Below are 23641 nucleotides of genomic sequence, written 5' to 3' on the forward strand. Positions count from 1 at the left end.
CTCTCTATTCTAAAAGTAAAACCTCCTTCTGCTTATGCAGAAGGGGGTTTTCTTTATGCTTAAAAAATACCAGTGTGATACTTGATACAGCTTTATTTATTGTCCTATTCCTCAATGTTAAGTAATACGCTAGTAGGCTCCTATGGTTATATTTATACTTTCGGTTGGTGATATTATTATTGCTGTTTCAAGATAATAAGTCGCTATAGAATACATGGAGTTTAATAATGAAACATATTGAAAGAAATGTAGGAATAGCTAAAAGAGCTATGGAAAATTCATCTGACCGACTAAACAGTATTGAAGATAGTACAATACAATCTGAATATAAGGAATTCTACGAACTGTTTGATAATCGACATGATGACCCATTAACCATTGATATAAAAAAGCTCTTCACTGGTTTCTTGAATATATGGGTTACGATGATTGGTTTGAGCGCAGACAGAATGTTATTGAGTACTTTAGTAAAATAGCAAAGAACCTCAACGAAGAGCAAGATGCATACGATGTTGATAGTAATAAGAAGACTAGAATGGCTTTTTACGAAGATTGGGTTGCATGGTATTTATATCTTGCGGAGTCACTTGCGGACCGTCCAGCCGTCGATGAGCCAAGCCAATCATCGAGAATTTGGCCTTTCTTTGCAACAATTGGAAAGTACAGCGAAGAACTTAAAAAGGTAAAAGGAATGGATGCTAAGTTACACGATTTGCTTAAAAAAAGAATAAATCAACCTGACTCTATACTATTTGAGCTTGTCGTGGCAATTTGTTATCTGAGGAATGGATGGACAGTGGAGTTTATCCCTGAGACAGGAAAAAGTAAAACTCCAGATTTATCCGTTTTACGCGGAAATCAAAATTATTTTGTTGAATGTAAAAGATTAGCCAAGGTGACTGAATACTCTGAAAAAGAGAGAGCACATTGGATTAAGAGGTGGAGAGAAGTACTTCCACTTTTAATTCAGTATCCGCATTCAGTGTTTTTAGATATTGAGTTCAAGGTTGAAGTGGAAAAAACAGAAGTCAACTTAGTTGCCAAAGTTTTCCAAGATATGGTATTAACTGGAGCAGTTAAACACGGATCTTGCTTTGAAAATGAACACGTTAGAGTCTGTGTAAAACACATGGATATGAAAAGGATACACGATCATTTCGATAAGTGGATGGTCAAATATCCATCACCTCAGCTGCATGCTTTATTTGATGATAATTACGATCCTCAAGGCAGCTATACCAACGCTTGCATTGCAAAGCTAGTCAAGATTAATCCTAATAGCGAAAGTGTAATAAACATATTCGCTGATGAAATCGATAAAGCTTATTGTGCTAAATGGGAGTGCACAGCCGTTGAATCAATCAATAAAAAAGCTAAAGATGTTAAAAACCTGTTAGTTAAAGCAGTTAAGCAAGCACCAAAAAATGGCTCTACTATTGTACATATTGATTATGAAACTTTGCATGGACCTCATGTTGAGTATATTAGAGATGCAAAAATAGTTGAACTGCTTTCAAGTTTTAAATTTGGTGACAAAGATATAGCTTCAATATTTTGCCACTCATTTCAGTCCCGTCTTTTTGCAAATAACGAATGGGATTTTGCAGAAACTACCAGATACTTTGGCATAACTAAGAACCCTAATGAACTACTAAACAACAATCTTCTTATGGACAGGGATGGGACAGAAAAAGCAAATGAAACGCATTGGTCTCAAGATATGCAAGAGTACCTGAATAAATAAGTTTAAAACAACTCTCCAATCTCAACCCCTTCATCAAAGTCAAATCCTAATTGCTCACCTTTGCGCTGTTTCATCTGTTCGATACGTTGCCTACGTCCAGAGACTAGCCGTAGCACTTCACGGCGCTGTTCGGTAGTCATGTCATGCCACATTTGACGCTCAGGACGACTACGCAGGCAACCGAAGCAATAGCCTTTTTTATTGCTTTGGCAAAGACCAATACATGGATTGGCAATCTCAAACAGCTCAAACTGTTGGTTCATGGCGACTCCATTGCTATTATCGTCATTCCTTTGACTTGCATAAAACTATTATGACAATATTATTATGTCGCAAATACTGATTAATGGTGTGCCGTTTTATTGTTATTATTTTTGTTTAGTGGGTGCTATGCTTAGCGTCACTAGCCTATATAAGATAATCATAACAAAATTAATAAGTGAGATGATACGTGAACTTGATTTATATCCATGGACTGGACAGTGATGCGAACTCTACCAAGGGAATGCTATTAGAAAAATACTGCCAGCGTCATCATCCTGATATCAATGTACTGTGTCCCGATTTGAATAAATCGCCACAAGACGTGTTCGATCAATTGATAAGTTTAGTTGAAGAATGGGGCAGCGACTCAAAAGTTGTATTCGTTGGTAGCTCATTAGGGGGCTATTTCTCCACCTTGGTAAGCAATCATACAGGCTGTGCGGCTTTACTATTAAATCCTAGTACTCAGCCACACGTGACATTACAGCGCTTTGCTCATGACTTACTGTTAAATAACGATAGTAATGAAGGTCAAGGCGAAGATGAATTGCCAAAGAATCAAATTCTCTATACGACTGCTGGCGGTTGGGATATTACTTCTGCGGATTTGCAATGGTTTGCAGATCATCAGTTATCAGAAGTTAATTATCCTAAAAAAATTGCGGTATTTATCAAAGAAGGCGATGAGTTACTAAATCCTGAATTGTCTAAAGCCTTTTATCAACAGCAAGGGAGTACGGTTATTTTACAAGCGGGTGGCGATCATCGGTTTAGTGACTTTGGTGAGCAGTTGCCGATGGTGATAAATATGCTACAAGATTTAGTACGAGTCTAAATAGGCGACATTATATGACGTGAGCGATGGACTATTAACCTTAACGTCGCTATTTTTGGTTATAATGGTTGAATAGAATTAATCAGACATGAATCGTTAAGGATGCATTTGTGAGTCAATATAATGCGCAATCGCTAGAAGTTTTAGAAGGGCTTGAGCCAGTACGTCGTCGTCCAGGTATGTATACCGACACCACCCGCCCAAACCATCTGGCGCAAGAGGTTATCGATAATTCAGTTGATGAAGCGTTGGCGGGTTATGCTAAAACCATAAAGGTGCAACTGCATAGTGATGGCTCATTGTCAGTTGAGGATGATGGGCGCGGTATGCCGACTGATATTCATCCTGAGTTTAATCAGTCAGGGATTGAGCTGATTTTGACCCGTTTGCATGCCGGTGGGAAGTTTTCGACTTCTAATTATGAAGTGTCAGGCGGTCTGCATGGTGTGGGTATCTCTGTCGTCAATGCGTTATCAACACGTGTTGAGGTGACGGTATGGCGTGATAGTACACAGTTTGATATGGCGTTTGAAAATGGCGCACCAGTTACGCCGTTGACTGAAGCAATCAGCTCAAACAAACGCAAACGTGGTACCAGAGTGCATTTTTGGGCAGATGGTAGCTTTTTTGATACGCCTAAATTTAATGTCAAACAGCTCAAGCACAATCTAAAAGCCAAAGCGGTTCTAGCAGCTGGGCTGACGATTGAATTTGTCGATGATATTAATAATGAAAAGGTGGTTTGGCAGTTTACTGACGGAGTGGTCGAATATCTAAGCGAACAGTTGGGTGGTTTAGAAACCTTACCTGAAGCACCGTTTTATTATAATTACGATGCGAAAGCGGGCGAACGTGCTGCTATTACCTTTGCCTTGTCTTGGTTGCCTGATGGTGGCACGCCGATTCAAGAAAGTTATGTGAACCTTATCCCGACGGCTCAGGGCGGTACGCACGTCAATGGTCTGCGTACTGGTATCTTAGAGGCATTGCGTGAGTTTTGCGATATTCATAACTTATTACCACGTAGTGTCAAGTTAACGGCAGAAGATGTCTGGGATGGGGTGAACTATATTCTGTCGCTTAAATTTTCTGAACCGCAGTTTTCGGGTCAAACTAAGGAACGTTTATCAAGTCGTGAGGCAGCAGGCGCAGTACAAACGCTGGCAAAAGATGCCTTTAGTCTGTGGTTAAATCAACATGCCGATATGGGTACTCAAATCGCAGAGCTGGCGATTAATAAAGCTGGACGTCGTCTTAAATCTGCGAAAAAAGTCGCCCGTAAAAAGATCACTCAAGGTCCTGCGTTGCCGGGTAAGTTGGCAGACTGTCGTGGTGATTTGCGTGATGGTGCTGAGCTGTTTTTAGTAGAAGGGGATTCTGCGGGTGGTAGTGCTAAGCAAGCACGTGACCGTCATTATCAGGCGATATTACCGCTGCGTGGCAAGATTTTAAACACGTGGGAGGTGTCATCAGATACGGTGTTATCGAGCCAAGAGATTCATGATATCGCCATTGCTATCGGTGTCGATCCTGCCTCTGATGATTTGTCTGAGCTGCGTTATGACAAGGTATGTATCTTAGCGGATGCGGATTCTGATGGTCTGCATATCGCTACACTGATTTGCGCCTTATTTGTGAAGCATTTCCCTGCGCTAGTGGATGCGGGTCATTTATTTGTCGCTATGCCGCCATTGTATCGCGTGGATGTGGGCAAAGAGGTGCATTATGCGTTAGATGAGCCTGAGCTTCAGCATATTTTGTCCAATGTGCCGGGCAATAAAAAAGCGCAGATTACCCGTTTTAAAGGCTTGGGTGAAATGAGTGCAGAGCAGTTACGTGAGACGACCATGAACCGTGATACTCGGCGTTTAGTTCAGCTAGATATGGATGACATGGTGTTGACTAATAGCGTGATGGATATGCTGTTGGCTAAAAAACGTGCTGCTGATCGCAAGGTTTGGCTTGAGAATAAAGGCAATTTGGCTGACATATCCTAGTAGGCTTGATGGATATGTCCATCAATAGCTATATATTTATATAAGTTTATAAACCGGTAAGCTGGCAAGCAATAAAAGCCTATAAAATTCAATTTAGTTGTATAAGCTTAATGTTATTATGTAGGTATCTTTTATTATGTGGTGCCGTCATGACATCAAAGTTATTTAATCGCTCAAAAGCTGCTGTTTCTCAGTCTGTAAACTCTAAAATATTGCCCAAGCTTAGTAGAAAGCAGCTGGGTAGTTTAGTCCCGAAACGCGGTAATAAAATTGCGCCAGTGATTGCCTCAGCTATGCTAAAAGCTGCGGGTTGGCGTACAGTTGGAGAGATTCCAAATATTTCACAAGCCGTAGTTTTAGCGCTGCCGCATACTTCGAATATCGACGGGGTTTATGCGATACCCAGTTTATTCGCCCTAGATTTAAAAATCAGTATTATGGGTAAGCATACGTTATTTAAAGTGCCCGTATTTGCTCAGCTATTAAGTTGGATAGGGGTGATTCCCATTGATCGTAGTGATAAAGGCTCAGTATTACAGGCCAGTATTGATAAGTTCAAAACAGGTAAGCCACTATTTTTGGGTTTAGCACCAGAAGGTACTCGTCAATATACTGAAACTTGGAAATCAGGCTTCTATTATTTAGCAGTGGGCGCTGGTGTACCTATTTTGCCGGTAGCGATGGATTACAAAACTAAAGAGATACGCTTTATGTCGTTGGTTTATCCTAGTGGTGATATCGAAGCGGATTTACCAAAAATTTATGCTCAGTATAAAGGGGTGATACCAAGACATCCTGAGCGCTTATCTCAACCATTACAAGATATCAATCATTCAGCTGAATAACGTTTTTAAATGAGTTATGAGTATCTGTATTATATTAAGACCCCCTGACAGATTAATGTCAGGGGGTCTTTTGTTTGCGGTGATGAGTTTTAAGAATGGCTAAAAAACTAAGCATTGAGTTAGCTATTAAACGTACTCACCCCGCCATCGACAGGTAAATTCATACCAGTAATGATGGCAGCATCATCACTGGCTAAAAACATCACAGCGGCGGTTACATCAAACGGTGTCGCTGTCTTCCCTAGTGGGGAGTGGCTAATAAATGGATTTGGACTGATGTCTGTTGCCACCAATCCAGCAGATACGGCATTAATACGTACATTATTTGGTATATTCTCTAATGCCAGCTTCTTTGTAACATCAGTCAAATTCTTTTGTCTAGCTTTATAGGTCTCTATATTCCAGTCTGCTGATATCTCCGTTAGCGTTGACACATTAACGATATTGCCTTGTGTTTTTATCAGTTCTGGAATAACTGACTGATGAATGCCGACCGCAGTATCTATGTTGACCATCACATCAATATGTTTATATTTATCGCGTACATGCTCTATCAATCTTGCCGTTTGGGTCAAATCATTAATATCACTGGTCACGGTAAGGTGGTTACCTGTATTGATCCATGTATGATCCTGTGGCAGATCCTCGTAGATGTATTCTAAAATATCGTTATTAATACCAACGATTATACAATTCGCCCCTTCCTGTGCAAATCTAAGCGCCGTTGCACGACCAATATCAGAATCTGCACCTGTTATAATGACAGTTTTTTCTTTAAAGCGCTTCATAACGTTCAATCCTTTTTATTATATGATGGTCATTAAATAATTTTAATAAATGTCTCTAAAAAATGTAATCAAAGGCAGCCCATAAGCGATAAGTTTGACTGCAAATCATGCTACTTTGCTATTATCATAACAACTCATTGCCCTGAAAGCGACTGCATTTAATAAGGCTTATTTTGTTAAGTTTTTCGTCGGTAGCCTGTCGTTATAGCAAAAACATTTGCGAATATTCAACATGCTCTAGTGTTATGCTCATCAATAGCAACTTACCATACAACGCGTCCATTCGATAATAAAAGGTTAACACTGTGTCTAACTCATCTATTACCCTATCTGATAATGATTGTCTTGTTAATGAGTTGACCTGCTATTTGCAGAAAGAGGCTGTAGATATTGTTTTGGCCAATATGCAGCATCTTGAGCATAAATATGACGCATATTACCGTGCTCAGCAATATCACTATCAATTGCCACTGGGTAACCTATCATTACTTGAGCTCATATTGTATTTGCCTGCTAAAAGTAGTCTGGTCGATATTAAAGCTGCGCGTATGACGGTAGTAAAGGCCGCGCTCATATGGCACAAGACATATCTTGCTCAGCATAAAAATAACGCCAACATGAGCCATAATGTTTTAGTTTTTGATATTCAGCGCACCGATAAAGCTGAAGAAATCAATAAAATTAAGATAAATGACCAGCAACGACAATCCCTAAAACGGCTCACTCATGGTTTTGGTGTCCGCTATTTTATGGAAGATTTGGTGGTGGATATGAGTGACAGTATGCAGCAGCTACAAGTTTTTAGCTGGCATGACTGGCAGGCGATATTAGCAAGCCTACAAGCACCATGCGAGTTATGGCGATTTTTGCATTATCGTTTAGGGCAATTGCAGTATTCAGCCAGTAATCATGTCGCTAGCTTTGAATCAGAAGCAGATCTAGTCACTCAGTTTTTACATAGCCCAACTTTGTTTACGGACGCTATCGCAGTAGAGAATGCACTCATCAAGTACGAGGTGCAAGATGAGCCCAATCCTGCATTAGTCGCTATGACACTTGCCTACAAAAACAAAAGCACGACTGCGCAGATGTATCATCAGCATATGGCGCAAGCGGCAGCTCTGTGGTCGCAGCTAAGCACCCAAATGATAGAGATGCTCGATGAAGAAGTACTAGACAATGCTGATAAAGAGACACTAGGAACAAAACGCTGTTATTGGCAACAGCAGCTATTGGACGAGTCTTTATTTTCGCGCCATGAGCTGGTCCGAACTCTATATAGGCATCCTAAACAAGCACATGGTCTGCAAAAAGAAGGTTATGTCGTCCATCAGCACTCTTATGAAAGCTTGGGACGGCATTATGTATTGATCTTCTATGGGCAAGATGTTGAGAGCCAGCACAGTAAACAGGCTATTCAGCCAAACTTAGCAAAGATTGCACAGGATGTTGCGAGCCGCCTGCCAATAGCCGAGCTGCATCATGTAATTGTGTTGGGCATTGATTTTATTGACGAGTCTAATGACACCTTTATTGATATCGATTTATGGATTCAACCCGTTGATCCGATGACCCAGCGTGAGCGGCAGCTGACCAAGCAACTACAGCGCTTAAACCAACAGCATAAACAGCAAACAGTAAATAACTTATCAGCAAGTAATTTATCAGCAAGTAAAAATGAGCCAATGCGAATGCAATTAAATTTGAATATACCTGCACGGAAGACCAAGTCCTGAATATGATTTTGTAGCGATGTTTTGTAGAAAATAAATTTACGCCATAAAAAAAGACAGCCTAGGCTGTCTTTTTTGTTCAAAATATATCGTTAATGATGACTTATTTTAAGTCGTTATTATCAATATCAGTAAAGCCTTTATTACTTGGCGCTAGATTTGAACCAGTGTCGATATCGTCATCACTTGTTTCAACATGAGTGATATCTACATGACCCGTACTAAGGTTGTTGGTATCGACAGTGCTAGTAGGGAAGTCACTAGTCATTGTACCTGAAGCAGCAGGAGTGTTCTCTCGAACTGAGTCAGCAACTTTTTCTTGTGTACTTGAGCTAGCATGAAGAGCAGATTTCGCTTTAGCTTCTTCACGTTCTTTGTCCATTTTATCCTGCATTTTACGTAGGAAACGTGCAGCAGCTTCTTGACCACCAAGACCAAATGAAAGGGCGAAGGCTACCGCTACGGCACCTAGCGTTAGACCAAATGCTAGGTTAACGATAGAGTCAGCAATACCCATCGCTTTTAAACCCATGGCAAGTACTAAACCCATGATTAATACACGGACGATGTTTGCTAAGAATTGTGAGCCTTGCTCAGAACGCTCAACGACACCTGCAATGATATTGGCAAGCCAAAAGCCAATAAATAGGATAATTGCGCCCAAGATAATGTTAGCACCAAACGCAATAAACATGGCGATAATGGCTGAGATAGGCTCAAAACCTAGTAAGTCAGCGGCGGCAATTGAGGCAAATAACATCGCAAAGAAGATAATCGCATAACCAACAAGGTCAGAAACTCTCTTATCGCCCATCGTTTCTTGTAAACCAACTTTCGCAGGCAATTGATTAATCTCAGTGTTTTCGATCAAACCTTTGATGATATTGGCAACCATACGTACCACATAGAAGGTCACGACTAAAATTGCAACGGCCATAAAGATGTTTGGCAATGCTTCCATGATTTTGTTCAGCATGTTTGTCGCAGGACGAGCAATCACTTCAATTTTCAATGCGTTTAATGCAGCAATAATAGTTGGAATGATCACTACTAAAAATGCCAATGAACCAGCGATATTAGGCAAACTGTTTTTTTCGCTTAAGCCTGCTTTTGTAGCCAATTCTTGAACATTAAAAGTAGAAACAAGGTTGGTCACAATGCCGCGTACCACTTTGGCAATGATATAACCGACGACAAAGACGACACCTGCAATGAGGATGTTAGGGATAAAGCTAAAGATTTTATCAACCATATTAGTCAATGGAGCAAATAAACCATCAAGCTCTAATTTACCCAATACCATCGTCAAAACAACCAACAAGATGAACCAATAAACCATATCGGCAATCGTGCTACTCATCGGTTTTACACCTGCCTGAGCACTTAAACGCTCATCCATTGACGTTTTCGCCAATGCCGCGTTGATAGCTGTGCGTGCAACAGTAGCCAAGACCCAACCAATAATACCCACAGCGATAGCGCCGATAAGATTAGGGATAAAGGCTAGGACTTGATTGACCATATTTGCAAACGGTGTCGAGATTGAGTTCAAATTCAATTGATTCAGCGCCCCAGAAATCGCGATGATAAAGATGAACCAAAATACAATCTTTGAGATAATACCTTCTAAATCGTAGGTCTTACCCGTTGAAGAGTTCATGCGTTGGTTCAGATTGACTCTAGATAATACATTACGAACCAGTGCCGCGATACCCAGTGCCACTAGCCAACCAATAATAAATATTAAAATAGCACCAATAATAGAGCCGATAGGCCCACCAAGATAACCGTTAAAAGATGTGTACATTGGATTCATCTTATCCTCCTTTAATCATCATACGAAAGCCACTCAACAATATCATCAGTACAGCTATTGTTGAGCGAAACCAATACATAGATGGTTATAATTAATAGTGTTTTTAAAGTAAGTTATGCGGTGATATTATAATTTTTGAGTAGGTAACCTTATCAAAAAACCTTGGTTTCCCTCGTGTTAATTGCTTTACTGCCAATGTTAATCATCCATGATAAAGACGTACACTCGGTTACTTATCACCTTAACTAATTTAGCTTAGCTGATGTATTAGTAGATTTAAAGATAGAAAGCTTAACGTGTTACTGTATTTGTGTGATAACTTGTTATTATGATGAGAAATATTAACATAGACTGTACATTCGCCCGATAATTTGACGGCAAACATGGTTCCTAAAACTAAGATTTGTTATTATAGGAACATGTGACATCTCGCCACTATCCTTACAATTTGAGAGTACTTTATGAAAAAAATCACTACTTTAAGCGTTGGCGCACTTGCTAGTGCTATGTTGTTGGTAACAGGCTGTAGCACAAATAACGGTAACCAAGAGACAGCTGCTAAAAGCGTTTCAATCACCGAGCAAAGCTCAGCAAATGAAAAAGTAGGTTATAGCTTAGGCTTCATGATGGCTGAAGGTAACAAAGAAGCGGTCGGTGACCTGAATCTTGATACCTTTGAAAAAGGCTTCCGTGATGGTTATGAAGGCAATAAATCAGCATTGACCCAAGAACAAATGCAGGAAGTGTTGACGACTTATCAAAAAGAGCAAGAAGAAAAGTTCGTTAAAGATATGGAAACAAAAGCTGGAGAAAACAAAACCAAAGGCGCTGCATTCTTAGCAGAAAATGCTAAAAAAGAAGGCGTCAAAGAAACGGCTTCTGGCTTACAGTACAAAGTTATCACCGCAGGTACGGGTAAATCACCAAAAGCGACTGACGTGGTTGAAGTGAACTACGAAGGTAAGTTAATCGATGGCACAGTATTTGATAGCTCTTATGAGCGCGGTGAGCCAATTGAGTTTCCGTTGAACCAAGTCATCGCTGGCTGGACAGAAGGTCTACAGCTGATGAAAGAAGGCGGCAAATACGAGTTTTATATCCCATCAGATATTGCTTATGGTGAAGCGGGTAACGCAGGTATCGAGCCTAACAGCACGCTTATCTTTACGGTTGAGCTGTTAAAAATAAAATAATACTTAGTACACACCCTAGTGAACAGTGTTAAAAAATAAAATCATAAAAAAGCCCTCATAATATTATGAGGGCTTTTTTATGACTAGAGATTGAGCATCTAAAGAGTTTTTTGAAAGACTTTAGAATTACGACCATTATGGTATTTTTCTTGACGCGATGCAGGTAACGCGCTGGCCTCGACTTCGGCAAAGCCTTGCTCGACGAACCAATGTGCCGTCCGTGTCGTTAATACAAACAACTTGTGCAGACCATGACTGCGCGCTTGTTGCTCTAAGAATGCCAGTAAATCAGCACCGCGACTACCGCTACGATAATCGGGATGTACGGCGACACAGGCAACTTCTGCTGATTCTGCATCCAATGGATATAGCGCTGCGCAGCCCAAAATCATACCATCACGCTCGATGACACTATAATTATCAATCTCTTGCTCTAAGCGTTCGCGTGAGCGGCTGACTAATATGCCTTGCTCTTCTAGCGGTGATAATAGCTCAATCAGTCCGACCACATCGTCAATATTGGCACGACGAATCTCTTCGTAAGGGTCATGGCTGATAAGAGTACCAGAGCCATCACGAGTGAATAGCTCTTCTAATAAGGCACCGTCTTTGGCATACGAGATAATATGGGTGCGATGGACGCCTTGGCGGCAAGCCAAACTGGCGCAATTTAAGAAATAATTGATCTCGCAATTTAAATCACGATCACGTAAGAAGCGATCGACTTCGTTAGGAATCATCTCTCTTAGTAAGCGATCATCGTCATTGATGCCTGCTTCTTCACCCAAGAAGATAAGCTTATCAGCACCCAGTGCCACGGCTGCACTAAGCGCCACGTCTTCAGCCAACAAATTAAAGACTTCACCAGTCGCTGAATAACCCATTGAGCCTAAAATCACAATATGGTCGTGTAGCAGGTTGTTTTTGATGGCTTCAACATCGATAGAGCGCACTTCGCCAGTCATTTGGTAATCGATACCATCACGAATACCATAAGGACGTGCGGTCACAAAATTGCCTGAAATGGCATCGATGCGTGAACCATACATAGGTGAATTGGCCAGTCCCATCGACAGCTGCGCTTCGAGTTGTAGGCGAATAGCGCCTACCGCTTGTAAAATAGCAGGCATCGCCACGCGCGGTGTAATTCGAATGTCTTGATGCAGTGGGGAGGTAATGTCAGCATCTTTTAAGTTCTTTTCGATTTGCGGTCGCGCTCCATGTACCAATACCAGCTTGATACCTAAGCTATGTAATAAAGCAAAATCATGAATAAGGGTGCTGAAATTTGGATGATTGACCGCCTCACCACCAAACATAATCACGAACGTTTTGCCGCGATGGGTATTGATATAGGGGGCAGAGTTACGGAACCAATAGACGTATTCAGGGTTGATTTGGGGCATGGCGCTAGTAGTCATAATAAGGGCAATAGTAGTGAGAATAAGAAAAGGGGCGTAGCAAAAAATGCCTATCGCTAAAGAATTACCATAGCAAAAAACGCCGTTATGAGCTATCTTTTATTTCAGTAGTATCAATCAATTTTTATCACTGATCGATGATATACACAACCTCAACACGGGGTTAGTGTACGTACAAACACTTTTTGCTATGCTAAACGCTATTGCTTTACAGGCGATGAACGAAGATAATCAATAAAAATAAAAACTTTATACGCTAAGATTACCAGCTATGACAAGATAGACACCAGCAGCATAGACGTATGCAGCGCTTGCCATTAGCTGTCACTACAATCAGCAGCGATACTAGGTCTGCCAGTACTATAACAGTCGACCATTTATAGTGAGTTATGTTTCTTATAGCATGTTTCTTATAAGTGGGTATGTTCCGTCTAAATTGTGCTGCCTGTAAAAGATTCAATATACACCAAAAGTCATTCAATTTTTACCAGCTGCGTTTTACCGACATATTAACCAGGGATAATGAAAACCATGAAAAAAAGTAACCAATTTGCTAGCCCATTTAGTGCTTGGAGCGGACATCGCTTATTCCACGTTGTGGCTGGTACGCTCATCGGTGCGATGGTAGTGACGCAAGCCTCGGCAATGCTACCGACGCCAGAACAAGCCGTCGATAGTTCGGCAGCTGTACAGACCAATGCTACTAAAAGCAGCAACTCGAGTGCACAAGCCGTCAATAGTAAAATTACCGCGTCATTGATTAGCGTTGATGCAAACGGTCAAGAGGTTTTGGCTCCGGTGAATGCTAGTACGCGCCTGCAATCAGGTAATGTCTTGGAGTACCAAGGTTATTTTACCAATACCAATGCAGATCGCGTCCGTAAAATGACTGTGACGATGAGTATCCCTGAGCAGGTAGAGTTATTGCGTACAGTATCACCTGAGTTTCCATACGGCAGTGCGGACGGCAATACTTTTGCCCGTATGCCATTACGTGGAAAAGTGGATAACCAACTACAAGAAATTCCATTAAAGTATTATAAAGCGGTACGCTGGGATTTAGAGGGTGTTGGTCTTAATGACACCGTAGTGGTTAAATACCGTGCACGTGTGAAATAAGCCAGTCATTTAATATTAAATATTTTATCAGTGTGATTTATTTAATACTGGCCTAATATTCGTTTAATCACAAAAAGCATCACGGCTCGTTGCTGTGGTGCTTTTTTATGGGTTGTTAACAAGAAATTTTGGTACGCCGTTGCAAGGCGCTTAAAGCGTCGCGTATTTCTGGTTAGATTTTTCTTTGATTAATTGCTTGATGGCAGCCATTTGTTCGGTAGTAGCTTGCGAGCCTGCAGCTATGAGAGCACGGCGCTGGCTGGTATCTAGTGAGCTGATATGACTGACCGCAGGCGTAATCAGCACATCAGCACGATCTCGTTCACGCTGCATCGATGAGGCACGATTGGCGCTTGGCGGAGCTACAACATTACTCTCCAAAAATCCCCAAAAACTGCTTAATCCGTTGAGGTTTAATTTTTTATCAAGTGTAGAGACACCGCTAATATTGTTAATACCAGTATCTGTCACATCAACGGCAATAACAATATCAGCGCCCAAATCACGGGCGCTATCGACAGGTACTAGGCTGACCACGCCACCATCGATATATTTTTTACCGACCTTTTCGGGAATGCGCGGCGCAATAAAAATATTCGGTACGCTACAGGATGCTTGAACGGCAAGCCCCGCATCACCAGTGGTAAAAATGGCTTTTTTCAAAGTATGCTTCTCCGCCGCGACTGCTGCAAAGCGGATGGGAAAATCCTCTATTACTCGTCCATCGACTTTATCGTTGATAAAGTTCTTGAGTTTGATACCCTCGATGACACCTTGATTGGATAAGACAAAATCTGTCAATTCGCTATCTGTAGTGGTCAGTGCCAGTTGCTCAAGCTGTACTGGTGTGTAACCGCTGGCATATAGGCTACCAACCAAGCTACCGACGCTGGTGCCAACGATAAGTGTGGGCTTAATACCATTTGCTTCTAGTGCTTTAATCACCCCAACATGGGCGAAGCCTTTGGCACCGCCGCCGCCCAATACTAACGCAACATTAAGTGGCGCTATTTTTGGTGTTTCAGGTAACGGCTGCACTGGCGTTAGAGAGCTACAAGCGCTGATAGATAATCCGAGTACGGCAATTAAGCTGGTGCATAGCATTCTCATACTATGTCGCACTCTTAGACTATGAAGAGGTTGTCGATACTGGGCAGGAGGGAACATAAAAACACCTTATAAAATGACCATAATACGGAAAATAAGACATCAGTTATTGATATGATACAAATGAGCCGTTTGACTTTCAGGCTTTTTGACGCAGTATTACTAAATAGCTGAACATAAGCAATTGTATTGTCAGCTATAATGAAATGAGTCGGTGTTTTGATATGTCCTGTTTATGACAGCTGTTTTATAAAAACTGTCATCATCTACGGTATCTTTAAAATACTTGAATGAGTATATGAAAATTAAAAATAATATCGTTAGGATCCTTGATGTCAGTATCAGTGAACGCTTCTTTAACTAGCCCAACAGACCACTTTAGGTCTGAGCTGCGACTCTCAGCGCTAGATATGCCAGTGACGGCACTGGCGGGTGTGGGATTAAAAGTCGCAGAACAGTTGGCACAATTGAATATTAAACGAATATTTGATTTATTGCTGCATCTGCCACGTGATTATGAAGATCGTAGCCGACTGCTGTCCATAGCAGAGGTGGGGCACGGACAGTCTGCGTTAATTACTGGGCGTGTGGTGCACGTCGATACCAAGCGCAGCGGTATGACAGTCGTGGTAGATGATGATACGGGCACCATATCGCTACGGTTTTTTAAGGTTTATCGTGGTCTTGCACAAACCATGAGCTTAGGGACACAGCTGCAATTATTTGGCGAAGTAAAGGTGAGTCGTTATGGTAAGCAAATCCACCATCCTGAATATCAAATTCTCAGTAGTAATGAGACGGTAGTAAATACCGGTTTGCAGCCCATTTATCCAAGTGTTAAAGGTTTGCATCAAAATAAGCTGCGTACCTTAATTAAGCTGGCATTACAGACGGTTCGCAGTGAAGGCTTGCCGATGACGCTGTTTACTCCTACAGACTTTGCAGTCGTAGCTGACTTGCCATTAGCGCCCTTTGAACCGACGAAGACAATAGTAACAGAGGCAGAGTATCCAGAAGATATATTCTCGACACTGGCGCGTAGCGTGCCAGATAATACGACTGGTCATAGCGTTAGTAGTGTCAATAAAGCCAATGTCTATGATGCCAATAATAATACAAACAGTGATATCCATACAGTCGCTAATAGAACAGTTAATAACAACATCTATAATCTGACGATATTTGAAGCCTTAGTATTGCTGCATACACCGCCGACTTATACTGACGCAGGACGACAATATCAGCTACTCACCCAGTTAAGTGCCCGTACTCATGCAGCATGCCAGCGTTTAATTATTGAAGAATTAACCGCCCATCAGCTCAGCTTGTTATATCGTCGTCAGCAACTGCATCAGCATAAAGCGCCCAAATGTGCTACACAAAGTCCGATTACCGATAAGCTATTTGCCGCACTGCCATTTGACCTAACTAGCGCCCAGCAACGAGTCATGAAAGATATTACGGCTGATATGGCAACGTCCATCCCGATGTTGCGGTTGGTGCAGGGCGATGTTGGCGCGGGCAAGACTCTGGTCGCAGCGGGTGCAGCGGGTTATGCGCTTGATAGTGGTTGGCAAGTGGCTGTTATGGCACCCACAGAAATTTTAGCAGAGCAGCATTTGGTCAATTTTAAGCAATGGTTTGAACCGTTAGGTATTGGTGTCGGTTGGCTCGCTGGTAAACAAACGGCGAAGCAGCGCCGCGAAGCATTGGAAGCAGTCGCAGAAAACATGGTGCAAGTGGTCGTCGGTACTCATGCATTATTTCAAGAGCAGGTACAGTTTGCCAAATTGGGCTTAGTTATTATCGATGAACAACATCGCTTTGGTGTTGAGCAGCGTATGGCACTGACCAATAAAGGGGTGGCGAATAGCACGCCGCATCAGCTGATTATGACCGCTACCCCGATTCCGCGCACGCTGGCGATGAGCGTTTATGGCGATATGGATACCTCGATTATCGATGAATTGCCACCGGGGCGTACGCCAATTACTACGGTGACCATTGACCGTAATCGACGCGATGAGGTGATCGAACGGATTGCGGTTAATTGTGAAGCGGGTAGGCAAGCGTACTGGGTTTGCTCGTTGGTCGAAGCGTCTAGTGTGCTGGATGCGCAAGCCGCTGAAGCCACTTATGAGGATTTAAATGAGCGCTTGAATATTCGCATTGGTCTTGTCCATGGCAAGATGAAATCCGTTGACAAACAAGCCATTATGCAGGCATTCAAAGCAGGTCAGCTCGACTTACTGATTGCAACGACCGTCATTGAAGTTGGGGTCGACGTACCTAATGCGTCGTTAATGGTCATCGAAAATGCCGAACGATTAGGTCTATCGCAATTACATCAGCTGCGCGGGCGAGTCGGGCGTGGCTCAACCAAAAGCTATTGCGTACTGTTATACCAAAAGCCATTATCAGAGACAGGTACAGAGCGCTTAAATGTCCTGCGTGATAGCACTGATGGTTTTGTCATTGCGCAAAAAGATTTGGAATTGCGTGGTCCCGGTGAGTTATTAGGCAAACGTCAAACGGGTAACGTCGGTTATTATTTGGCTGATCTGATACGTGACGAACAGCTGTTTGCCATTGCTCAGCGTTTAGCAAAACATTTAATTGCAGATCCTACGCGCAAGGCAGATGTCAGCCAACTGATTCACCGCTGGATGCCTGAGGCAAGTCGTTATACCAATGCCTAAGGCGTGTCCTCAATTCAATCGATTATCCTCTAAATGGGCTAAAATGGCTAAATTAATAGCAAAAAAGAGGACAGCCAACGCTATCCTCTTCTGTTTTTTGATGTAGAGTCATCATTTCGAAACAAAGCTATTTGGCTTTTTTCGACTTCTTCAATGACTTCTTAAGATCTTTGAGATCTTTCTTTTTCTGCTTAATTTTTGCTTTGGTATCTTTAATTTCTTGCTTAAGCTTCTTTACGTCTGATTTATTAGCCATGATGGATTCCTTTATTAGTAGAGTTGTCTTAATAATGACAAATTACCCCATAAATACAAGTCTAAACTGTAGGGCGTATGTATCATTAATTTTTACGAGTGATTGTTCCAACTATAATGGTCGTATCTTAATTCATTCAATATGACAACATATTTGGTCATTTTTTCATTGGCTGAATAAGTTTTAAGCAAGGGATTTTGTGTGAAGAAGACTTATGCAATGAACTGGGACTGAGCTAGGAATACGCTGTCTTTTGCCTTTGTTTATCGTTCACTTTATAATCTTTGCTACTAATAATCTTTATTAAGTTCAATGTCTTAATATGTCTTTATTGTTATGTCTTGATTACTATCAACAATTGACTATGTAGATACTTAACACAATTGACCCAATGACGAGATAGTCTACAATGATAAAAGACTATTTTGATAAGCTCTGCCCGCATCATTTTGTTTCCCTTATACTTTTTACGGCGTTAGTACCGTGCTTATTTATAGAGACCGACTATGAGTGATTTTGAACACCCTAATAATAAGCAAGCACCGACTAGCGAGCAAGAAACCAACATTGAGCCACCTCAACCATCTGAGCTACCACCGTATCGCCAGTCTGATACTTTGTCTAAAAAAACCGCTTCAAAATTACCATTATGGTTGTTACCCGTATTGGCAGCCGTGCTTATCATTGGTGTGCTACTTGGAAAGTATTGGGGCGGGAGTGATAAAGCTGTGACCGATGAATCGCCAGTTTCTAGTCGTACTTCAAGTGATGGTGCCACTGCAAGCGCTACAAGTACTGAGCAGGCGGTATTATCAGTAGAAACGGTCAGCCCAAGCCAAGATGATATTGGTAACACACTCAGTGCTGATGGCACCATTGATGCCAAAGATACGGCGAATGTCAGTGCTAAAGTCAATGGCGTGGCTATCGAGCGTATATTGGTCGAAGAAGGTGATCGCGTCAAAGCGGGTCAAGTCTTGGCGATATTTGATACCGATGCTATGGAGCAGCAAGTCTTGCAAGCAGAGGCAGATGTTGCCGAAGCAGAAGCGACGCTTGCCAATGCCAGCGCTGATGCTGCCCGTGTATTGCCACTGCTTGATATTGATGCCATTAGCAAACAAGAAGCCGATCGCTATCGCACTGCAAAACTTCAAGCACAGGCTGCGCTACAAGCCTCCAAAGCGCGTCTGAGCACTCAGCGCTTGAGTGTAGATAATGCAACAGTGGTCGCACCCGTCAGCGGTGTCATCAGCGAGAAAATGGCGGAGGTCGGTATGGTTGCTGGTGGCGAGCCATTATTTACTATCATTAAAGGTGGGATTTTGGAATGGCGTGCAGATATTGATCCCAAGCTTGTTGGTGAAGTCAGTGTCGGGACGCCAGTACGGGTGAGCTTACCAGATGGTGAAACGGTAATGGGGAAAGTGAGCCGCATAGCACCAACGGCGGACAACAACCGGCAGATTACTATCTATGCGAGCTTGGCAGCCAATGCAAAATTACGGGCAGGTATGTATCAAACGGGTGAGTTCCTATTAGGCAGTGCCAGTACGCAAACGGTGCCCAATAGCGCTATCGTCAGCAACGATGGCTATGATTATGTGATGCTAGTAACCAATGTGACGACTCAAAATGGTCAGACCATGGGTCGTATCAAGCAACAACGAGTGACATTGGGTGAGCGACTTGGCGAAAATGTGGCAGTGCTAGAGCCATTGCCTAGTGACAGTCAAATTGTCAAACAAGGTGGCAGCTTTTTAAATGATGGAGATTTGGTGCGTATCGTTGATGGTGTTAGCCAAACGAGTACAGCAGCGCAGGCACAACCATGAGTTTAAATGTTTCTGCTTACTCGATAAAAAATCCTTTAGTTGCCATCTTGCTATTCATACTACTGACGTTAGGCGGTATTTATGGCTTTATGAAGATGAAGGTGCAGCAGTTTCCTGATATTGATTTACCTGCAGTTGTGGTCACGGTGACTTTACCGGGTGCCGCGCCATCACAGCTCGAAAACGACATCGCAAAAAAGATAGAAAACAAGCTCACCAGTATTGAGGGTATCAAGCATATCCGCACCACGTTACAAACGGGTGCTGCCACCATGGTCACAGAGTTTGTGTTAGAAAAGGATATTCAAGAAGCGGTCGATGATGTGCGCTCGGCCGTAGGCGAGGTACGCGGCGATTTGCCTGCCGCTGCCAATGACCCTATTATTACTAAAGTTTCAACCGCAGGATTCCCCGTTGTCACTTATTCTGTGGCTTCTGAAAACATGAATGTGGAAGACTTGTCTTGGTTCGTCGATGATACGGTCACCAAGCGTCTTTCTGATATACCGGGTGTCAGCACGGTTAGCCGTATTGGTGGTTTGCAGCGTGAGATTACCGTCGCAGCTGACCCGATTACCTTGAGTGGTCTTAAGCTTTCTATCACACAACTATCCAATCAAATCACGGGTATTCAGCAGGACAGCTCTGGTGGTGAAGCAGAAGTGGGCAAAACCACCCAGACGATTCGTGTCCTTGGTGCGGTGGAGCGGGCAAGTGAGCTCAATGATTTACAAGTGGCAATCCCAACAGGCGGCACGCAAGCACTTGGACGTATGGCACAAATCACAGATGGCGCGGCTGACCCGAGCTCTATTGCTAAGCTTGACGGGCAAACGGTGGTGGCATTTAACATCACCCGCTCGCGTGGTGCCAGTGAAGTCGAGGTCATGGAGCTGGTTGATGCAGAGCTTGCCAAGCTGTCAGCCGATGTAGGCAATATCACTATTGAAAAGGTCTATGATCGGGCAACGCCCATCGCTGAAGATTATCAAGCTTCTTTACGGATGCTGATCGAAGGTGGTCTGTTAGCAGTTGTCGTCGTATTCTTATTTTTGCGCAATATTAGGGCGACTATAGTTGCTGCTGTCGCCTTGCCATTATCAGTGATTCCCACCTTTTTAGGTATGTACTTATTTGGCTTTAGCCTCAATATTATATCTTTGTTGGCGTTGTCGTTAGTGATCGGTGTATTGGTCGACGATGCGATCGTCGAGGTCGAAAATATCATACGGCATTTACGTATGGGCAAGACACCGTATGAAGCGGCGATGGAAGCGGCTGACGAGATTGGCTTGGCGGTAGTCGCGACCACCTTTACTTTGATTGCCGTGTTTTTACCCACCGCCTTTATGGGCGGTATCGTTGGACAGTTTTTCCGTCAGTTTGGCTGGACGGCTGCATTATCGATTTTTGCGTCTTTGATGGTCGCGCGTCTTATCACACCGATGATGGCAGCGTATATATTGCGACCAGAGAAAAAACACGTTGAGAAACAAAGCGCGCTGATGGGTTGGTATCTCAAAATAGTGGCATGGACACTGCATCATCGCTGGCTGACGATGGGTGCAACTTTAGTGTTATTCGTGGCGTCACTGATGCTTGTCAAATTACTACCAACATCGTTTATTCCTGATAATGACATTGACCAAACTCGTGTGGAGATTGAGTTGACACCTGACGTTGCACTGGAAGACACAGAGCGCGTTGCTGCGCTGGCAAGTGAGCGTATTTTAGCAATGCCTGAAGTCACCAATATTTTTACCTCAGTCGGTGAGGCTCAGGCTAGCATGGACTCAAACTCTAGTGGTGGCAAAGCCGAAAATATAGCAGGTCTAGACATCGTGCTAGCACCACGTGCAGAGCGCGGCTCTAAGCAAGAGATTGAACGTCAAATAAGTAGTTTGTTGGCAGAAGTGCCAGGCGCGCGCTTTACCGTCGGTTTGTCGAGTGGTGGAGAGAGTGGTTATAACTTCTCTATGACCAGTACCAATCCGCAATTGCTTGAACAAACCGCTCAGCAAATCATGTCAGAGATTCGAGGGCTACCCAGTGCTGGCTCCGTGACCAGTGACCGCAGTTTGCCGCGTCAAGAGTTAACGGTGACGCCAGACAGACTGGCGATGGCGGATAAAGGTGTGACCACGCAAGACATCGCTACGACGTTACGAGTGGCGACGGTGGGTGACTATGAGCAGCGTTTATCCAAGCTCAATTTGGATACGCGGCAGATTCCTATCGTCATTCGTCTACCAGATGTTGCCAAGCAAAATGTCAGTCAATTAGAAGGTCTATATGTACCGAGCTCGTTACCAGCAGGACAGGGTATACGTGTGGGTGAAGTCGCGTCATTAGACTTTGGCACTGGGCCTGCGCAGATTAGCAGGCTCGATCGGGAACGTGCCATCAGTATCACGGTGCAACCTGCGAGTGGCGAGCTTGGAGATTTGGTACAAGCGGTTAAATCAGTACCTGCCATGCAACAACTACCACCTTCCATTACCATTATTGACCAAGGTCAAGCAGAAAACATAGCTGAGCTATTCAGCGGTTTTGTGATTGCGATGTCGGTCGGTGTGGTTTGTATTTTAGGCGTACTTATTCTATTGTTTGGGCGTATATTGCAGCCTTTTACCATTTTGATGGCATTGCCTTTATCGATAGGCGGTGCTTTTGTAGGCTTGGTTATTACCAATAGCAGTCTTTCTATGCCATCGATGATCGGCTTTATTATGCTAATGGGTATTGCCACCAAAAACTCTATCTTATTGGTCGATTACGCACTGATTGCACAGCGTCGAGGTTTGGCGCGTTTTGAGGCTATTATCGATGCTTGCCGCAAGCGGGCGCGTCCTATTATTATGACCACCATTGCGATGGGCGCGGGGATGTTGCCCTTAGTCTTCGGTTGGGGTGATGCCGATCCAACATTCCGTCGTCCGATGGCTGCTGCGGTATTGGGTGGTCTGGTGACTTCGACGTTATTAAGCCTTGTGGTGATTCCAGTGGTTTATACTTTGATGGATGATTTGTCAGGATGGTTTGCTAAATGGCTCGTACCTAGTGGCAAAGAGCAGACAACGACAAATGGTAAAGTATGATTTAACGGATTTATTTGATCATACCTATGACCATAGCGTTAGCAGTGATAATGCTATGTCTAAAACAGACAAGCCCATACTGATTGATTAAGTCTGGGCTTGTTGTCATTATATAAGAGCACAATTATAAAAGCACAGTCACAAAGGATGTGATGGCTCTATCATTTATACAGCAAAGGAATGTTACTATGAATCAAATATCCCTCTCGACAGTCATACTGTCCTCTCGAAAGCCGCTACTAGCCTTATGCCTAAGCATGTTAGGTATCGCCAGCAGTCAGGCGAGGACTTACGATATTGATCCCACCCATACCAATGTACGCTTTGCTATTGATCATTTTAATACCTCTACCAACACAGGTGGCTTTTATAATATCACTGGGCAGCTAGATTATGATCCAGCGGCTAAGACCGGTAATATCTCGCTATTAATTCCTCTGAATAGCCTAAATACAGGCAATACAGCATTTGATATTACGTTAAAAAGCGCAGATTTTTTTGATATTGAGCAGTTTCCACTGGCGCAATTTGAGTCTACCAAATGGTATTTTACGACTGATGGTAGTGGCTCAAATGTCAGCAAAGTCGATGGTATGTTGACACTACATGGCAAGACTAATCCCATTACGCTGACGGCCAGCAAGTTCAATTGCTACTTAAACCCAATATTAAAAAAGTCAGTTTGCGGTGGGGATTTTACAACGACTATTGATCGAACGAAATGGGGCATCAGCAAATATACGTTATTGGGTATTACTAAAAAAGTTCAGCTAAACATTCAGATTGAAGCGGCAAGACAGTAGTTTGACCGCGTTGAAGCTGAAGAAGTCTTAAGAATGTTTATCGTTGATAAAGTCAATAGAAAGCAATTCTCTATTGATATTATCAAAC

Annotated in this window: 18 protein-coding genes; 12 read left to right on the forward strand and 6 right to left on the reverse strand. The window is 42.8% G+C overall.

Going from position 1 to position 23641, the window contains the following annotated elements; all coding sequences use genetic code 11:
• Positions 1-227 precede the first annotated feature (227 nt).
• Positions 228-476, forward strand: coding sequence for a hypothetical protein (locus I3252_RS09945; protein ID WP_238035075.1), 249 nt, complete (start codon positions 228-230; stop codon positions 474-476).
• Positions 416-1744, forward strand: a complete 1329-nt coding sequence (locus tag I3252_RS09950) for a hypothetical protein (RefSeq protein ID WP_238035076.1) — start codon at positions 416-418, stop codon at positions 1742-1744. The genes I3252_RS09945 and I3252_RS09950 overlap by 61 nt, the downstream gene beginning before the upstream one ends.
• Positions 1745-1746: 2 nt before the next feature.
• Here I3252_RS09950 and I3252_RS09955 read toward each other — a convergent pair whose 3' ends face one another.
• Positions 1747-2007 (reverse strand): DUF1289 domain-containing protein, encoded by a 261-nt coding sequence (locus I3252_RS09955; protein ID WP_238035077.1) that lies wholly within the window; start codon positions 2005-2007, stop codon positions 1747-1749.
• Positions 2008-2195: 188 nt separating this feature from the next.
• On the opposite strand from I3252_RS09955, the gene I3252_RS09960 reads away from it, so the two are divergent.
• From I3252_RS09960 to I3252_RS09970, 3 genes are all read left to right on the forward strand, one after another.
• The gene (locus I3252_RS09960; RefSeq protein WP_238035078.1) at positions 2196-2843 is read left to right on the forward strand and encodes a YqiA/YcfP family alpha/beta fold hydrolase; all 648 of its coding nucleotides are present in this window, start codon (positions 2196-2198) and stop codon (positions 2841-2843) included.
• A 110-nt stretch (positions 2844-2953) separates the two neighbouring features.
• Positions 2954-4840, forward strand: coding sequence for a DNA topoisomerase IV subunit B (gene parE, locus I3252_RS09965; protein ID WP_238035079.1), 1887 nt, complete (start codon positions 2954-2956; stop codon positions 4838-4840).
• Between the two features lie 149 nt (positions 4841-4989).
• Positions 4990-5685, forward strand: a complete 696-nt coding sequence (locus I3252_RS09970) for a lysophospholipid acyltransferase family protein (RefSeq protein ID WP_238035080.1) — start codon at positions 4990-4992, stop codon at positions 5683-5685.
• A gap of 119 nt (positions 5686-5804) precedes the next feature.
• On the opposite strand, the gene I3252_RS09975 is transcribed toward I3252_RS09970, so the two are convergent.
• The gene (locus I3252_RS09975) at positions 5805-6473 is read right to left on the reverse strand and encodes an SDR family oxidoreductase (protein ID WP_045452325.1); all 669 of its coding nucleotides are present in this window, start codon (positions 6471-6473) and stop codon (positions 5805-5807) included.
• A gap of 305 nt (positions 6474-6778) precedes the next feature.
• Between I3252_RS09975 and I3252_RS09980 the strand changes: the two genes are divergently transcribed.
• A complete protein-coding gene (locus I3252_RS09980) occupies positions 6779-8209 on the forward strand; it encodes a hypothetical protein (RefSeq protein ID WP_238035081.1) in 1431 nt (476 codons plus the stop codon).
• A gap of 100 nt (positions 8210-8309) precedes the next feature.
• Here I3252_RS09980 and I3252_RS09985 read toward each other — a convergent pair whose 3' ends face one another.
• Positions 8310-10022 carry a mechanosensitive ion channel gene (locus tag I3252_RS09985; protein ID WP_045452331.1) on the reverse strand — a complete coding sequence of 571 codons (1713 nt, stop codon included), beginning with the start codon at positions 10020-10022 and terminating at the stop codon, positions 8310-8312.
• 461 nt (positions 10023-10483) lie between these two features.
• On the opposite strand from I3252_RS09985, the gene I3252_RS09990 reads away from it, so the two are divergent.
• Positions 10484-11215 (forward strand): FKBP-type peptidyl-prolyl cis-trans isomerase, encoded by a 732-nt coding sequence (locus I3252_RS09990; protein ID WP_238035082.1) that lies wholly within the window; start codon positions 10484-10486, stop codon positions 11213-11215.
• Positions 11216-11313: 98 nt separating this feature from the next.
• Here I3252_RS09990 and argA read toward each other — a convergent pair whose 3' ends face one another.
• Positions 11314-12636, reverse strand: a complete 1323-nt coding sequence (gene argA / locus I3252_RS09995; protein ID WP_201599805.1) for an amino-acid N-acetyltransferase — start codon at positions 12634-12636, stop codon at positions 11314-11316.
• 531 nt (positions 12637-13167) lie between these two features.
• Between argA and I3252_RS10000 the strand changes: the two genes are divergently transcribed.
• Positions 13168-13755: a hypothetical protein gene (locus I3252_RS10000; protein WP_055125406.1), complete on the forward strand. Its 588-nt coding sequence runs from the start codon at positions 13168-13170 to the stop codon at positions 13753-13755.
• A gap of 150 nt (positions 13756-13905) precedes the next feature.
• Here I3252_RS10000 and I3252_RS10005 read toward each other — a convergent pair whose 3' ends face one another.
• The gene (locus I3252_RS10005; protein WP_238035083.1) at positions 13906-14865 is read right to left on the reverse strand and encodes a patatin-like phospholipase family protein; all 960 of its coding nucleotides are present in this window, start codon (positions 14863-14865) and stop codon (positions 13906-13908) included.
• Between the two features lie 407 nt (positions 14866-15272).
• Between I3252_RS10005 and recG the strand changes: the two genes are divergently transcribed.
• Positions 15273-17561: an ATP-dependent DNA helicase RecG gene (gene recG, locus I3252_RS10010; protein ID WP_238035123.1), complete on the forward strand. Its 2289-nt coding sequence runs from the start codon at positions 15273-15275 to the stop codon at positions 17559-17561.
• Between the two features lie 127 nt (positions 17562-17688).
• Here the strand turns inward: recG and I3252_RS14215 are convergent, their stop codons facing one another.
• Entirely contained in the window at positions 17689-17817 is a 129-nt protein-coding gene (locus tag I3252_RS14215) for a hypothetical protein (protein WP_265088293.1), read from the reverse strand.
• Between the two features lie 506 nt (positions 17818-18323).
• On the opposite strand from I3252_RS14215, the gene I3252_RS10015 reads away from it, so the two are divergent.
• The 3 genes from I3252_RS10015 (at position 18324) to I3252_RS10025 (ending at position 23553) form a co-directional block, all read left to right on the forward strand.
• Complete coding sequence (locus I3252_RS10015) at positions 18324-19652, forward strand: efflux RND transporter periplasmic adaptor subunit (RefSeq protein WP_238035084.1); 1329 nt, start codon at positions 18324-18326, stop codon at positions 19650-19652.
• Complete coding sequence (locus tag I3252_RS10020; protein WP_238035085.1) at positions 19649-22750, forward strand: efflux RND transporter permease subunit; 3102 nt, start codon at positions 19649-19651, stop codon at positions 22748-22750. The genes I3252_RS10015 and I3252_RS10020 overlap by 4 nt, the downstream gene beginning before the upstream one ends.
• A 188-nt stretch (positions 22751-22938) precedes the next feature.
• Positions 22939-23553 carry a YceI family protein gene (locus I3252_RS10025; RefSeq protein ID WP_238035086.1) on the forward strand — a complete coding sequence of 205 codons (615 nt, stop codon included), beginning with the start codon at positions 22939-22941 and terminating at the stop codon, positions 23551-23553.
• Positions 23554-23641 lie beyond the last annotated feature (88 nt).

The organism is Psychrobacter sp. Ps4 (assembly GCF_022129285.1).
GTDB classification, from domain to species: domain Bacteria; phylum Pseudomonadota; class Gammaproteobacteria; order Pseudomonadales; family Moraxellaceae; genus Psychrobacter; species Psychrobacter immobilis_A.

What these genes read in the sequence shown, in the direction of transcription:
- I3252_RS10020 (WP_238035085.1), top strand. Translation starts at nt 19,649, where the DNA reads ATGAGTTTAAATGTTTCTGCTTACTCGATAAAAAATCCTTTAGTTGCC.
- recG (WP_238035123.1), top strand. Translation starts at nt 15,273, where the DNA reads ATGCCAGTGACGGCACTGGCGGGTGTGGGATTAAAAGTCGCAGAACAG.
- I3252_RS10025 (WP_238035086.1), top strand. Translation starts at nt 22,939, where the DNA reads ATGAATCAAATATCCCTCTCGACAGTCATACTGTCCTCTCGAAAGCCG.
- I3252_RS09970 (WP_238035080.1), top strand. Translation starts at nt 4,990, where the DNA reads ATGACATCAAAGTTATTTAATCGCTCAAAAGCTGCTGTTTCTCAGTCT.
- I3252_RS09985 (WP_045452331.1), bottom strand. Translation starts at nt 10,022, where the DNA reads ATGAATCCAATGTACACATCTTTTAACGGTTATCTTGGTGGGCCTATC.
- I3252_RS10000 (WP_055125406.1), top strand. Translation starts at nt 13,168, where the DNA reads ATGAAAAAAAGTAACCAATTTGCTAGCCCATTTAGTGCTTGGAGCGGA.
- I3252_RS10005 (WP_238035083.1), bottom strand. Translation starts at nt 14,865, where the DNA reads ATGAGAATGCTATGCACCAGCTTAATTGCCGTACTCGGATTATCTATC.
- I3252_RS09975 (WP_045452325.1), bottom strand. Translation starts at nt 6,473, where the DNA reads ATGAAGCGCTTTAAAGAAAAAACTGTCATTATAACAGGTGCAGATTCT.
- I3252_RS10015 (WP_238035084.1), top strand. Translation starts at nt 18,324, where the DNA reads ATGAGTGATTTTGAACACCCTAATAATAAGCAAGCACCGACTAGCGAG.
- I3252_RS09950 (WP_238035076.1), top strand. Translation starts at nt 416, where the DNA reads ATGGGTTACGATGATTGGTTTGAGCGCAGACAGAATGTTATTGAGTAC.
- argA (WP_201599805.1), bottom strand. Translation starts at nt 12,636, where the DNA reads ATGACTACTAGCGCCATGCCCCAAATCAACCCTGAATACGTCTATTGG.
- I3252_RS14215 (WP_265088293.1), bottom strand. Translation starts at nt 17,817, where the DNA reads ATGGCTAATAAATCAGACGTAAAGAAGCTTAAGCAAGAAATTAAAGAT.
- I3252_RS09945 (WP_238035075.1), top strand. Translation starts at nt 228, where the DNA reads ATGAAACATATTGAAAGAAATGTAGGAATAGCTAAAAGAGCTATGGAA.
- I3252_RS09990 (WP_238035082.1), top strand. Translation starts at nt 10,484, where the DNA reads ATGAAAAAAATCACTACTTTAAGCGTTGGCGCACTTGCTAGTGCTATG.
- I3252_RS09955 (WP_238035077.1), bottom strand. Translation starts at nt 2,007, where the DNA reads ATGAACCAACAGTTTGAGCTGTTTGAGATTGCCAATCCATGTATTGGT.